Origin of the sequence: Dyadobacter sp. CY323, from assembly GCF_021390245.1 — a bacterium.
In the GTDB taxonomy this organism is placed as follows: domain Bacteria; phylum Bacteroidota; class Bacteroidia; order Cytophagales; family Spirosomataceae; genus Dyadobacter.
The window spans coordinates 340,844-354,642 of record NZ_JAJUXH010000003.1; the positions used below are offsets into that span (position 1 = coordinate 340,844).

At 45.6% G+C, this 13,799-nt stretch carries 11 protein-coding genes; 6 read left to right on the plus strand and 5 right to left on the minus strand.

Going from position 1 to position 13,799, the window contains the following annotated elements; translation table 11 throughout:
* The first annotated feature begins 3 nt into the window (after window positions 1–3).
* Window positions 4–1,620 (plus strand): hypothetical protein, encoded by a 1,617-nt coding sequence (locus LZG72_RS07580; protein WP_233869700.1) that lies wholly within the window; start codon window positions 4–6, stop codon window positions 1,618–1,620.
* Here the strand turns inward: LZG72_RS07580 and LZG72_RS07585 are convergent.
* The 4 genes from LZG72_RS07585 to LZG72_RS07600 form a co-directional block, all read right to left on the minus strand.
* The gene (locus tag LZG72_RS07585; RefSeq protein WP_233869703.1) at window positions 1,612–2,055 is read right to left on the minus strand and encodes an Rrf2 family transcriptional regulator; all 444 of its coding nucleotides are present in this window, start codon (window positions 2,053–2,055) and stop codon (window positions 1,612–1,614) included. The genes LZG72_RS07580 and LZG72_RS07585 overlap by 9 nt on opposite strands.
* 164 nt (window positions 2,056–2,219) lie before the next feature.
* On the minus strand, window positions 2,220–4,625 hold the full coding sequence (locus LZG72_RS07590; RefSeq protein WP_233869706.1) for a 3-hydroxyacyl-CoA dehydrogenase/enoyl-CoA hydratase family protein: 2,406 nt from the start codon (window positions 4,623–4,625) through the stop codon (window positions 2,220–2,222).
* Window positions 4,626–4,699: 74 nt separating this feature from the next.
* A complete protein-coding gene (locus LZG72_RS07595) occupies window positions 4,700–5,167 on the minus strand; it encodes a MarR family winged helix-turn-helix transcriptional regulator (protein WP_233869709.1) in 468 nt (155 codons plus the stop codon).
* Between the two features lie 76 nt (window positions 5,168–5,243).
* Window positions 5,244–6,485, minus strand: coding sequence for a peroxiredoxin (locus tag LZG72_RS07600; RefSeq protein ID WP_233869714.1), 1,242 nt, complete (start codon window positions 6,483–6,485; stop codon window positions 5,244–5,246).
* 139 nt (window positions 6,486–6,624) lie between these two features.
* Here LZG72_RS07600 and rsmH point away from each other — a divergent pair, with 139 nt between their 5' ends.
* The 5 genes from rsmH to mraY all read left to right on the plus strand — a co-directional run bounded on the left by rsmH (window position 6,625) and on the right by mraY (window position 13,073).
* Complete coding sequence (rsmH, locus tag LZG72_RS07605) at window positions 6,625–7,542, plus strand: 16S rRNA (cytosine(1402)-N(4))-methyltransferase RsmH (protein ID WP_233869717.1); 918 nt, start codon at window positions 6,625–6,627, stop codon at window positions 7,540–7,542.
* 239 nt (window positions 7,543–7,781) lie between these two features.
* The gene (locus LZG72_RS07610) at window positions 7,782–8,204 is read left to right on the plus strand and encodes an FtsL-like putative cell division protein (RefSeq protein WP_233869719.1); all 423 of its coding nucleotides are present in this window, start codon (window positions 7,782–7,784) and stop codon (window positions 8,202–8,204) included.
* Window positions 8,205–8,225: 21 nt separating this feature from the next.
* On the plus strand, window positions 8,226–10,370 hold the full coding sequence (locus LZG72_RS07615) for a penicillin-binding protein (protein WP_233869722.1): 2,145 nt from the start codon (window positions 8,226–8,228) through the stop codon (window positions 10,368–10,370).
* Window positions 10,371–10,378: 8 nt separating this feature from the next.
* Window positions 10,379–11,860, plus strand: a complete 1,482-nt coding sequence (locus LZG72_RS07620) for a UDP-N-acetylmuramoyl-L-alanyl-D-glutamate--2,6-diaminopimelate ligase (protein WP_233869726.1) — start codon at window positions 10,379–10,381, stop codon at window positions 11,858–11,860.
* Window position 11,861: 1 nt separating this feature from the next.
* Window positions 11,862–13,073: a phospho-N-acetylmuramoyl-pentapeptide-transferase gene (mraY, locus tag LZG72_RS07625; protein ID WP_233869729.1), complete on the plus strand. Its 1,212-nt coding sequence runs from the start codon at window positions 11,862–11,864 to the stop codon at window positions 13,071–13,073.
* A gap of 83 nt (window positions 13,074–13,156) precedes the next feature.
* On the opposite strand, the gene LZG72_RS07630 is transcribed toward mraY, so the two are convergent.
* Window positions 13,157–13,732, minus strand: a complete 576-nt coding sequence (locus LZG72_RS07630) for a DUF4136 domain-containing protein (RefSeq protein ID WP_233870473.1) — start codon at window positions 13,730–13,732, stop codon at window positions 13,157–13,159.
* Window positions 13,733–13,799 lie beyond the last annotated feature (67 nt).

A 13,799-nucleotide genomic window follows, 5' to 3' on the forward strand; every position in this document is an offset into this window, starting at 1 on the left:
CGTATGATTTCATTCGATCATTCTCCGACGGTATACTGGTTTTTGGGATATCTATTGGCGGGGCTTGTGATTGTTTCAAGCCGGTTGAATCGCGTCCCAATCAGCCTGTATCTGGTGTTATGCATGGCACTTCTGGTTTTCATGCGGTTGCCGGTTGTAGTTTACAATCGGGAAATCAATCCCGATGAAAGTCAGATGATTAGCCACGCCATCACCCTTTTTCAGGATGCCGTATATTGGCGTTCGGTGGATGGAACAACCATTGGGCCACTGGATAATTACTTGCTGGTTTTGCCGAAGCTGCTCGGTTTTCAGCTCAATTATTCTTCGGGGAGATTTATGGGGCTTCTTTGTACCGCCGGTTCCCTACTATTTTTGTTTTTCTCCATAAAAAACTGGTTTGGAGCAAATGTAGCGCGCGGGCTCATACTTGTGCCGCTATTTTTACTGGCCTTCACGCAGGAAATCGACTTTGTTCATAATTCCAGTGAGCAACTTCCTATTTTCCTTTTAGCGTGGAACACCTGGCTGTTGTCCCGTCTCAGTACCAGTAATCGCAACTTTACCCGAAATGCATTTTTGATTGGATTTGTAGCGGGCACCATTCCTTTTGCCAAGTTGCAGGCGGTGCCTCAGGCTTTCGTGATCGCATTGGCTGCATTCTGGTTTTGCTACTTGCATTTTCGCAAAAACAACGAGTTTCGGCCCATACTTACCTTAATCGCCGGTGGTCTTAGTTTTCCATTTTGCGTATTGATCTGGACTTTATCAAATGCCGTTTTTAACGACCTGATCGACTTTTATATTCTGGGAAACATGGTTTATGCCGAGGGTGCCACGTTACCTCAAATCCCTTCACAGTTTATCAAAATCCTTGCTCTCTCGTCTGATTTCCAGTTATTTACATTAACGATTGTTATTGCCATTCTTGCAGGAATTTACTTTCATTTCAAAAATCCTGACAAAAGGCGTGAAGGAATGGAAATTCGCTTTTTCATTTTAATGCTCGTTCTATCCAGCATTTATGCCATTACCAAATCGGGCAATGATTTTATCCATTACCTCAATTTTTGCATTATCCCACTGACTTTACTTGCTGCGTCCGCAACCGCTCGCCTCGGCAAATGGGCATCCGTATTTCCGTTGGTACTGCTTTGCTGGTTTGTCGGAAACGACGCATTTTCCTACGCAAGAGAAGGCATGCTAAACAAGTTCAATTCCGTAAACGCACGGACCTTAGGTGAAAGCCCGGTGGTGACGGAATTGAAAAAATATAGTAAAAAAGGCGATTATATGACTGTATGGGGCTGGCAATGTGTGTATTACGTGGAGGCTCAACTTGCCCAGGGTACGTCTGAAAACCACACGGAGCGATCCATCTTCAATCATCCCATGCGCGAAACGTACCGCCGGAAATTCCTTTCCGACCTGAACCGGACTAAGCCCGCATTCATCCTGGATGCTGTGGGGAAGAATAGTGTTTGGGTTCAAAACAAAGAAACTCAGGGCATTTCGAGTTACCCTGAGTTGTTTCAATATGTTCAAATGCACTATAAGCTAGCCGGAGACTTTGACGATACGCGTCTTTATGTGCGCAAAGACCGGCTTACTTTAAGATAAAATATCAATCCGGTTCGCATTCTCAGCTTCGAGGAGATCATTTAATGTGGTTCTGTCCAGAACCGCCAGGTTTGCATCACGCCATTTTTCCAGTACCGACCTCAGACTGCACGATTCCTCATCTTTACAATCGTCGCATCGGCCATAGAAAAACATAGAAACGCAGAGTGCGGGGGCAATGGGCCCATCGATAATACGCAGTACTTTCGAGAAATTGACCTCACCCGGCGGCACGCGTAACAGATATCCCCCTCCTTTTCCTTTCTGACTCTGCAAAACGCCATTATTCCGAAGATCTAGCAAGATTGCTTCCAAAAACTTCTTGGGAATGCGCTCTTTTTCAGCAATATAGGAAATCAGCACAGGACCTTTTCCATACTGCTCAGCCAAAACTTTCAGAGCCTTCAGGGCGTATTTTGCTTTTTTTGAAATCATTGATAATTAGGTATTTCCTGGACGAATTAGTATGCGTGAAGAAAGATTTTTAAGGAATAAAACCTGTCGATTAAATCTAAATATCGAACATTTACACGATAATTGTGCAAAATGTAAAACATAAACTGGCACAAAAATAATCTCTGATCAAAATACGCCATTTACTAGTTGCGGGGCGGCTTCCCTCCGCTAAGTAAACCCTGCATTCTTTCCAACGTTTTCTTTTCACTGCAAAGTGATAAAAATGCTTCCCGTTCCAAGTCCAGCAGGTATTGTTCCGTCACATTTTGCGCGTAACTCAAATCCCCGCCGTTGATAACATAAGCCAGTTTATTCGCGATTTTGGCATCATGATCTGAGATATAGTTGGCAAGTCGCATTTGAGCGATGCCTGCCATAAATAACGCAATTCCCGTTTTTCCCTGAACCTTGATATCCGATCTCTGTTTCGGCTGAGTATACCCATTATCCGCCAGCTCGATCGCCGCTTGTTTTGCCTCCGCGATTAACCGGGACCTGTTTAATACGATCTGGTCTTTTTCCTGCAGGTAATTCATTTCACGCGCTTCCTGCGCAGAAGTTGAAACTTTGGCCTGGGCGATGTTCATAAATGCGGTTTGCAGGATATTAAGCTCAGGATCACCGGTTTGGTACATATCCGAGCATCTCAATGCCATTTCTTTGGTCCCGCCACCGGCAGGTATCAAACCTACACCAAACTCGACAAGTCCAATGTACGTTTCGGCATGTGCTACCACCTTGTCGGCGTGCAGGTTAAGCTCGCAACCACCGCCCAATGCAAGGGAATGCGGCGCTGTCACGACCGGGATCGAGGAGTAGCGGGCGCGCATCATCGTTTGCTGAAACTGCGCGATTACCATATTGATCTCGTCAAACTCCTGCTCGATCGCGAACATGAAAAGCATGCCGAGGTTGGCCCCGGCAGAAAATGCCTCGCTGGACTCATTTCCGATCACCAGCCCACGGTAATCTTTCTCCGCAATGCTGATACTTTTCTGAATGCCTTCGATCACCTCAGCACCCATGGTATTCATTTTCGATTTGAATTCAAGGTTTAGAATTCCATCGCCCAGGTCATACAAATTAGCGCCTGCATTGTTCCATACAATGTTATTCGTCAGATTGCTCAGAATAATAAAGCTATCCTGACCTGGTATTTTCTTATAGGTTTTGGAAGGAATGTCATAGTAGAGCCGGCTTCCTTTTTCGACTTTGTAAAATGATTCGTTACCCGCATTTACCATTTCGTAAACCCATTCAGCCGGTTTCAAATCCAGACTTTCCATGATCGAAAGCATGTTTTTGACACCAATGGCATCCCAGGTTTCGAAAAGGCCATATTGCCAGCCAAACCCTGCCGAGATCGCCTGATCTATTCTGAAAGTTTCGTCCGAGATCTCCGGAATGCGAAAACTTGCGTACCTGAAAATGTCGGCAAACGTTTTTCTGTAAAATTCACCTGCATTATCGGTCCCAGCCAGCAGTACCGGAAATCTCTTTAAAACATCACTAATTGCTTTGGTGCCTTCGAGCGTCGCAAACTTTACTTTTTCAGAAGGTTTGTATTCCAGGGAATTAAAATCCAGTGCCAGAATAACCGACTTCCCTTTCTCGTCTTTGATTTTTTTATAAAAACCCTGTCCGGTTTTGTCTCCCAGCCATTTGTTATCAAACAGCTTTTGCATAATGCCCGGCAGCTTAAATGCATCCCGCGACTCGTCCGTATTCTCTCCCGAAGCATATAAGTTGTTGGCGACGTGAACCGTCGTATCGAGCCCCACAACATCAGACAACCGGTATGTTCCGGATTTTGGCCGGCCCGCGACGGGTCCCGTCAACTTATCGACTTCGTCCACGCTCAGGTTCATTTCTTCGGCAACGCGGATGGTCTGGATCAATGCATATATACCGAGCCGATTGGCAATGAATCCGGGCGTATCCTTGCACAAAACGGTCGTTTTTCCGAGAAAAAGTTCTCCATAATGCATCAGGAAATCGATCACAGTTTGATCTGTGTCGGCTGTGGGAATAATTTCGAGCAGCCGCAGATACCTTGGCGGATTAAAAAAGTGCGTTCCGCAAAAGTTCTTTTTAAAATCCTCACTTCTCCCTTCCGACATCAGATGAATGGGGATACCCGAAGTATTGGAAGTGATCAATGTGCCGGGCTTGCGTAAAGCGTCGACTTTTTCATAAAGACTTTTCTTAATATCAAGCCGCTCGACGACCACCTCGATCACCCAGTCGTAATTTTTAATATCCGCCAGATTGTCATCAAAGTTCCCCAGCTTAATCCGCGAGGCGAAAGATGGGCTGTAAAGCGACGCGGGCGTTGCTTTTAATGTCTGTTGAAATGAATCGTTTACGATCCGGTTCCGGAAAGCGGGGTGTTCCGTCGTGACGCCTTTTGCTTTTTCAGCATCAGAAAGTTCTTTTGGAACAATATCGAGTAATAAAACCTCTACGCCAATATTGGCAAAATGACAGGCAATACGCGACCCCATAATGCCGGAGCCAAGCACTGCTACTTTACGAATTGATCGGTTCATGGGTTTTTGGTTTTTGGCTCGAAGCTTTTAGCTATTAGCCGTTAGCTTTTAGCTATTTCACTTTTTGCTCTGTTTTATTCTAAATCCGCGGTGGTTTCGCCCGCTTTTAATTTCTGGTTTTCTTCTTCTACGAGCTTGTTGATGTCTTTGATCACCTCGAAAAACGTAACCAGTTTTTCAAGTGGTATTTTGTCACGGATCATCGTGTTGAATGATATGACACCTTCGCGGGCGAGTTCGCGCTTTTCTTTTCCGAGTTCCGTGAGCACAATCCTTACAAAACGTTTGTCACTTTCACTGACTTCGCGTTTGATCAGCCCTTTTTCTTCCAGGTTTTTAAGCATCCTCACGAGGCTTCTCGGCTCCATGCCCAACAGTGGCGCGATCTTGGTTGCGGGTGTGCCATTTTCCATATCAATATTCAGCAATACATAGCCTACCGCCATCGTCGTGTCGAAACGGGCGGCATAGGCATTGTACATTCTTGAAATGGAATGCCATGCCCATTTGATCTGAAAATCGATTGTTTTCTCTTTACGCATCTTTTGCAAGTGGTACATTCATACAAAACGTGCCTCTCGCAAATGTAAGAAATCGGTGCAGTATTATGCAAGCATACTATTTTTCAGCGATCATTTTATCCATGAGGCTGTTGAATCCGACGACAAACTCGTCGTAGTATTTGCCGGTTCCGGGGCCGGAAAAGCCGGTGTGAATTTCACGCACCTTTCCTTTCTTATCAATGAAAATCGTTGTGGGATAAGACATTACCTTATTCAGCATGGGCAATGCTTTGGCAGTAGCTTCATCGGTATTTGTACCCGCAAGTACAATCGGATAATCGATATCGAACCGGCTGATCATCCGCTCGATCTTCGGATTGGAAACTTTCGGATCATCGGAACGCTCAAAGGAAAGACCGATAAACTCTACGCCGCGATCTTTGTTCTTTTTATACCAGGGCGACATAAAGTTGGTTTCATCCATGCAATTCGGGCACCACGAACCCATGATCTGGATCACCACGGGTTTACCGGCAAACCGCGGATCTTTTAAAGTCCATACTTTTCCTTTTGAATCGGCAAACTTAAAGTCGACTGTTTCAAACCCTGGTTTCAGGAAAGTAAGTTTCGCGGCATCCGGAAGTTTCGCATTCGGATCAAGTTTTGCCTCCCAGGTTTTGTACGCTTTCACGCCGGACCACATGGAGCCTTTCAAAATACCATCCTGGATGGCTGCTTTAAATAATTTGGCATTTGAACCATCAAATGTGGAAAGGTAGAGGCTATCCCCATTTACGCTGCCTGTGAGGAAACGGTAGTCGCCGGTAGTCGTCAGGAATGAGCCGGAGACATCGGTACCTTGCTGTGCCAGATTGCCAACTGCCTGCGTGGAATCACCTTTATCATCGATAAAATAGGTAGCCCATTTACCCGAAACATTTTTGGAGCTTTTGGCCTCGCCCGGTTTAAAGAATTTATACGAATCCCCAAATTTCGCTTCAAAAGGCAACGCCCCGGAAATTACACCGTTTGCCAGGCGGTAGTAAATGCCTTTCAGATGACTTTCTTCGGCTTTTGCGACGATTTTAGCATCGAAAAGCTGCATCGGTATCACCAGTGAATCGTTTTCAAAATAGGCTGTATCGAGTTCCAATTTCTCTTCTCCATTCAATGCGAAAACCTGATACGTTTTGCCATCCTGATTTTTTGAAATGTCGAGTAAAAGCGGAAGCTGCTGGTTGTCACGACTTAACGTCGCGCGCCAGGTACCGGTTTTCAAATTCGCCTCGGAAGTGGATTTGCAGCCGATCTGCGTGATTGAAATCAATAAAGCGACAACACAAATGATCAATCTCATAAACAGGGAATTAACATGGATACGTTAATGCAATAGTAAAATTAAATCCTCTAATACCGGACATTCCTACGCATTAAAATTGCTAAGTTTGTAACTGCCTGCTGGCAAAAAATAGTTCCTAAAACACGGGTATTAACAAATGGATCTGCAAAGTACTTATCATAAGCCGGTCATGTTGCAGGAATGCCTTGAAGGTCTGCAAATCAATCCGGAAGGTACGTATGTGGATGTTACATTTGGCGGTGGCGGCCATTCGCGGGCTATTCTGCAACAACTTACGACGGGCAGACTGCTCGTTTTCGATCAGGATCCGGATGCCGCCGCAAACGCTGCCGAATTCAAAGATGACAAGAGATTCACATTCATCGCATCCAATTTCCGGCACCTCAAACGTTACCTCAAATTACATAAAGCCGAAAAGGTCAATGGGATCCTGGCCGACCTGGGCGTCTCTTCCCACCAGATCAACACGCCGGAGCGGGGTTTTTCAACACGATTCGATGCGGACCTGGATATGCGGATGAACCCGAACAGCGAAAAAACCGCACGCGAAGTGATCAATACGCGATCGGCAGCGGAGTTACAACGGATTTTGGGAATGTATGGAGAGGTAATGAATGCAAAAACGGCGGCCGAAGCTCTTTCGATCGCCAGGCATAAATCCTCCATTGAAACGGTAAATGACCTGAAATCCATTTTAATGAAATATGCGCCGAAACATCGCGAGAATAAATATTTTGCACAGGTTTTTCAGGCATTGCGCATTGAGGTAAACGACGAATTGAGCGTCCTGGAAGAGTTTTTGACCCAGGCTCCGGAGGTTCTTGACGTGGGCGGCAGACTGGTAGTCATGTCGTACCATTCCCTCGAAGACCGGCTGGTTAAAAACTTTATCCAGAAAGGAAAATTCTATGGAGAAGTTGAAAAGGATTTTTACGGAAATGAGATCAAGCCTTTAAAAAGCATTACCCGAAAACCAGTGGAAGCATCTCAGGAAGAAGTAACTGAAAATCCCAGGGCGAGGAGCGCGAAGTTGCGGGTCGCGGAGAAGGTTTAGGGGTTGGGGTAGTTCGAAATTGTCAGGTATCGTCATTGATTGTCATTTGTTGTTTTTCCAATACAATCTGAACCAGAAACAACTTCGAACCAAACCATTCCAAACTAAACCGAAACAAAACAAAACAAAACCGAACCATATCGAACCGAAGTGACAATAAATGACAACCAGTGACTACAAATGACAACAAGTGACCATAACAACAAGTGACAATTTCTGACCACAAGTGACTTTTAAAAATGCCCGAAAACAAAAAGCGCCCCAAACCGATTCCACCAAAACCACCGAAGCCACCGAAGAAAAAACGGGAGTATCACCTGTTTAACTGGCTGAACCGGTTTTTGCCTTTGGACAAGGTTTTCGGGGAAAAGATGCCGGGAATGGAAGAAAGGTTACCGGTCAAGTACTTTTATTATTTTGGCTGGATCGTCATCCTTCTTGTTGCTTACGAACGCATTGGATTTCAGTCGGAACAATATGTGCGTAATAGCATCAAACTCAAACGGGAAGTGGACGATCTGCGCGCCGAGTATACATCGATCCATTCCGAGTATATGAAAAGCGGAAAACAATCGGTGGTTATCGAAAAAGTCAAGGACACAGGTTTGCAGGAAGACCTGAAACCTCCCAAGAAAATTATTATCAAAAAGGAAGAAAAATAAGGCTTTTCATCTCAACAAATCATGAAGAACGACATTGAAAGCGGGCAGAATAACAAGAAAGCCCTGATCAACCGTGCGAGGACCGTCGGTTGGCTTTTGTTTGGGCTGGCCATTCTGGTTTTTGTAAAGCTCATCCGCGTTCAATATTACGACGAGTTCAAAGGCAAAACCTGGGCCGAATATTCTGAAAAAAACGACCTGAAACTGGATACCATCCCGGCAATGCGGGGTAATATTTATTCCAATGACAACAGTCTCCTCGCTACCTCATTACCATATTACTACATCGGTCTGGATACGAAAACCTCCGATTCGGCATATTTCTACAATCATGTTGATGAACTTTCCTCACTGCTAGCAAAAAGTTTTGGCGAGAATACGGCAGCAGGCTACCGGCGCAAAATGATCAGTTACCGGGTTAGCAAAAGCAAAAGATATTTAAGATTAAAAAGCAAAACGATCACCCACCTGGATCGTGAAAAAATTAAGAAATGGCCATTTTTTGTCAAAAACAGAAAAGGAGGCGGCGGCAAATTTGAGACGATTTACAAACGTTACAAGCCCTTCAGTCCGATGGCCGACCGCACGATCGGCGGCATCGATGCCAAAAGCGGCCGGGGTTATATCGGATTGGAAGCCAGTTTCGATAAAAAGCTTGAAGGCAAACCGGGAGTTGGCTGGGTGGAAATGGTGGAAGGCGGCATTAAAATCCCGGTTGGAGATGCATTGAATGTACAACCGGAAGCCGGCAGGGACATTTACACTACGCTCGACATGAATTTTCAGGATATGGCTGAAATTGCATTGCGGAGAAAGCTGAATGAAATGGATGCGGACTTCGGCTCGGTCGTGATTATGGAAGTTAAAACCGGCGAGATCCGGGCAATGGCCAACCTTACCAAACGCGGTGAACATCAGTACGAGGAAGTTTTCAATTATGCCCTGGCGGGTAGCAACGATCCCGGCTCCACGTTTAAGCTGGCGACGATGGTCGCTTTGCTCGAAGAAACGGGCATGGATCCCGACAAAGTGATGGTGAATACGGGTTCAGGCGCAATGCCTTTTAAAAATCACGTGATCCGCGACGCGCACCGGGGTGGATTCGGCACCATTACCGCATCCCAGGTTCTGGAAAAATCTTCAAATATTGGAATCGTACAGTTGATGCTCCGATATTTTGCCAACAAACCTGACAAATATCTTCAGTACCTCAAACAATTTCACCTGACAGCTCCCACCGGCATTCAAATGAAGGGAGAGAAACCGCCGCTGATCCGTGACCGCAGTTCCAAGCTATGGAGCAGCTACTCGCTTTACTTCATGGCACACGGGTACGAAATGCAAATGACCCCATTACAAACGCTGGCATTTTACAATGCGGTCGCGAACGACGGATATTGGGTGCGGCCGATGATCGTGCGGGAAGTAAGAAATACGGGTGAATTGGAAGATAAGATGGTGCCATATGTGGAGGAAAAGCCGATTGCATCCATTGAAACAATAAAAAAGGTAAAGAAAATGCTGGAAGGCGTAGTAAATAACGGCCTGGCCAAACACATTAAAAGTGATCTTTACGATATCGCCGGAAAAACCGGAACGGCCCGAAAGTTGATCAACGGCGTTTATACCGAAGGGAAAAACTATACTTCGTTTGCCGGATACTTCCCCGCCGATAAACCCAAATACAGCTGCATTGTCATTATTGACAACCCTAAAAGTTCCGGCGCGGATTATACCCGTTATGCGGGAAGCGTGGCTGCGCCGGTTTTCAAAGAAGTTGCCGACCGGATTTATGCATCGAATGTAAGCATTCAAAAACCCATAAAAGATTCTGTCCCGGAAACTTCAAATAACGTGAAATGGGCGGGAAGAACTTCTGATCTGAAAGTGATCAGCAGCGAATTGAACCTCACCCCGGTCCCGGAAGGTGCGGAATATGCCTCGGCCTCACTTTACAAAAAAGGCAAAACCAACTGGCAGCCAAAAAGTTTTGAAGGAGCAGAAATTCCTGATTTGCAGGGCCTTACTATGCGTGACGCTTTATACATTCTTGAAAACAAAGGCTACAACGTTACATTCAAAGGTTCGGGTAAAGTAGTGGACCAATCACTCCCTCCGGGCACCAATAAATCGGGCGGCAAAACGATCCTTTTAACATTACAGTAATTCCATTTATGGAAAACAATTCAGAGAAAAATTTAAGCAATCTGTTGAACGAAGTGAAGGACGCGCGCGTGCTGGGTTCGGCAGATATTTTAATAAAAAGCCTGATTTTAGATTCGAGAAAGGTTTTACCCGGAAGCCTGTTCGTTGCATTGCGGGGCACTCAAACCGACGGTCATCAATTTATAGGTACCGCCACAAGCCTCGGCGCAGCAGCTATCCTTTGTGAAGAACTTCCCGAAAATACCAGCGATCAGGTCACCTACATGGTGGTCCCCGACTCTGCTGCGGCGATGGGACTTATTGCGGCAGCTTTTTATGGACATCCCTCGAAACAACTTACATTGGTGGGTGTTACCGGGACAAATGGCAAAACTTCCGTAGCAACCTTTCTATTTCAACTATTTCGGGCATTGGGTTATCGCTGCGGGCTGTTATCGACGGTCCAAAACCAGATCGAAGACGAGGTCATCGCATCGACCCATACCACACCGGATTCCATTGCATTGAACCAGTTGCTTGCTCAAATGCTGGCAAAAAAATGCAGCCACGTGTTTATGGAGGTGAGCTCGCATTCGGTGAGCCAGCACCGCATTACCGGGTTACATTTCGCCGGCGGGATTTTTACAAACATCACCCACGATCACCTCGATTTTCATAAAACATTTGATAATTACATTAAAGCGAAAAAAGGCTTTTTCGATGCACTTCCGAAGTCCGCATTTGCGCTGGTGAATATCGATGACCGCCGGGGGGCCGTGATGGTACAAAACACCCAGGCTAAAATCGAAACGTACTCATTGCAGACACTGGCAACTTTTAAAGGAAAGGTCATTTCTGATACGCTGGCAGGTATGCATATGGAAATTAATATGCAGGAAGTCTGGTTCAGGGTAATCGGGCGTTTTAATGCCTATAATTTGCTTTCCGTTTACGGGGCCGCATTGCTTCTGGGAGAAAATGCCGAGGCGGTTCTCACCGAGCTTTCAAACCTCAAAAGTCCTCCCGGAAGATTCGAACAGTTCCATTCTGCCGATCAGATCGTGGGTATCGTGGATTACGCGCATACGCCCGACGCACTGGAAAATGTACTAGAAACCATCGCGCATTTGCGGAGCGGAAATGAAAAAGTGATCACCTTGGTCGGCTGCGGTGGAAACCGCGATGCTCAAAAACGTCCGAAAATGGCTGCGATCGCCTGTAAATTGAGTAATAAAGTCATTCTTACTTCTGACAACCCTCGGTTTGAGGATCCATTGGATATATTGGAACAAATGAAAAAAGGTGTCCCGCCATTGGATTACAAAAAAACAACCGTTATCCCGGACCGTCGTGAAGCTATTTTTAAGGCAGGGTTAGAAGCTGAACCCGGCGACATTATCCTGATCGCAGGAAAAGGCCATGAGAATTACCAGGATATCAATGGTGTAAAGCATCATTTTGACGACAAAGAAGTGTTACAGGAAGTGTTCATAAAACGCCATTTTAATTAACATGCTATATTATCTATTCGACTACCTCGACAAGCATTTCAACATTCCCGGTGCCGGGGTTTTCCAATATATTTCGTTCAGGGCACTAGGAGCTACGGTTTTATCTTTGTTCATCGCCGCTACTTACGGAAAAACGATCATCAATTTCCTGAGAAAAAAGCAAATGGGCGAGTCCATTCGCGATCTTGGACTGACCGGCCAGATGGAAAAGGCGGGAACACCGACTATGGGCGGATTCATTATTCTCGCATCTCTGCTAATCCCCGTTTTGCTTTTTGCCAAACTAACCAACGTTTACATCGTTTTGCTGATCATTACCGCACTTTGGACGGGTTTGATTGGTTTCGTGGATGATTATTTAAAGAAATTCCGGAACAACAAAGATGGGCTGCACGGCAAGTTTAAGATCGTAGGCCAGGTAGGCTTGGGATTGATTGTAGGCATGACGCTTTCCTTCAATGACAGCGTGAGGATCAGGATCTACGAAAAGCCGCTGCTGAGCTCCAACCTGGGTGAGATACAAAGGTATCGGGACATCATCCATCCCACGGTCACCACAGTCCCATTTACCAAAAACAGTGAATTCGACTACAAGGCGCTGCTTTTTGGCTTGCCCGAGGAGTATACCTGGATCATTTACACCATTGTTGCGATATTCATCATCACTGCAATTTCAAATGGCGCCAACATTACCGATGGGATCGACGGGCTGGCGGCAGGTGTTTCGGGGATCATTGCACTTACATTAGGTGTGCTGGCCTATTTGTCGGGTAACACTAAATTTTCGCAGTATCTGAATATCATGTACATACCCAACTCGGGTGAGCTCGTAATTTTCTGCGCCGCATTTATTGGCGCGTGCGTCGGGTTTCTGTGGTATAATGCGTACCCTGCCCAGGTTTTTATGGGCGATACCGGAAGTCTAATGCTGGGTGGTGTGATCGCGGTAGTAGCCCTGGCGATCCGTAAAGAATGGCTGATCCCGATTATGTGCGGCATATTCATTATGGAAAACGCCTCGGTAATCCTGCAAGTCAGCTATTTCAAATATACGAAGAGTAAGTACGGGGAAGGACGAAGGATATTTCTCATGTCGCCGCTGCACCATCATTACCAGAAAAAAGGCATTCACGAATCGAAGATCGTGACGCGTTTCTGGATTGTCGGGATTATCCTGGCGATTCTGACGCTGGCTACTTTGAAGTTGCGGTGACCCTTCTCCCCCACCCCCTCAAGGGGGCTTAACTTTTGATTAGATTAGCCCCCTTGAGGGGGTGGGGGGAGAAGGGGAAATCACTACCTCCCCACAGCTTCACTATATCTCCTCGGATCATAACCTTTTGCGAAAAGCGGATATTGATCGAAAATACGTCTGACAACGCTTCTGTAATGGTTATTTGAGTTTTCAACACCTTTGAAAATTCCGGAGGCGTAACCTCTCCAGACTACCTGATCGCTTTCTGCATCAATTAGGGAAACGATAAGTGTTCCTTTGTCCAGGGCATATTTGATCGGCTCATAACGGAATCCGTCATTTTCCGTATCCACCCAGTTTTTGATGACCGGCTGCATATAGCCCTGATAGCGAAGGTTGTCGTAGAAAATTCCGTAATTGACTAGTAACGTTGGTTTTTCGGCGGTGAGCTTGTAGCCTCTCACCTGCATTTGTCGCCGGATCGCCTCGTAAATTTCTGTGCAGAGGTTATTGGTATCTCTCTCACATTCCAGAAACGTATAGGAAGAGTAATCTTTAAAATTCGTCTCGTAACTATAATCGTGCTCAACAAACACCTTTCTCCCACTGGAACAACCAGCGATTATAATTACCAATAGTAAAGCGGAATAAGTTAAAATAGACCTCAGCATAAGTATTTTAATTTGTCAGGTTGTAAATAAAAATATATATCAGAATGTATAATACACCATTGACAACCAACAA

Excerpts from the sequence above, each read along its gene's own strand:
- LZG72_RS07580 (WP_233869700.1), top strand. The coding sequence starts at position 4 with ATGATTTCATTCGATCATTCTCCGACGGTATACTGGTTTTTGGGATAT.
- LZG72_RS07585 (WP_233869703.1), bottom strand. The coding sequence starts at position 2,055 with ATGATTTCAAAAAAAGCAAAATACGCCCTGAAGGCTCTGAAAGTTTTG.
- LZG72_RS07590 (WP_233869706.1), bottom strand. The coding sequence starts at position 4,625 with ATGAACCGATCAATTCGTAAAGTAGCAGTGCTTGGCTCCGGCATTATG.
- LZG72_RS07595 (WP_233869709.1), bottom strand. The coding sequence starts at position 5,167 with ATGCGTAAAGAGAAAACAATCGATTTTCAGATCAAATGGGCATGGCAT.
- LZG72_RS07600 (WP_233869714.1), bottom strand. The coding sequence starts at position 6,485 with ATGAGATTGATCATTTGTGTTGTCGCTTTATTGATTTCAATCACGCAG.
- rsmH (WP_233869717.1), top strand. The coding sequence starts at position 6,625 with ATGGATCTGCAAAGTACTTATCATAAGCCGGTCATGTTGCAGGAATGC.
- LZG72_RS07610 (WP_233869719.1), top strand. The coding sequence starts at position 7,782 with ATGCCCGAAAACAAAAAGCGCCCCAAACCGATTCCACCAAAACCACCG.
- LZG72_RS07615 (WP_233869722.1), top strand. The coding sequence starts at position 8,226 with ATGAAGAACGACATTGAAAGCGGGCAGAATAACAAGAAAGCCCTGATC.
- LZG72_RS07620 (WP_233869726.1), top strand. The coding sequence starts at position 10,379 with ATGGAAAACAATTCAGAGAAAAATTTAAGCAATCTGTTGAACGAAGTG.
- mraY (WP_233869729.1), top strand. The coding sequence starts at position 11,862 with ATGCTATATTATCTATTCGACTACCTCGACAAGCATTTCAACATTCCC.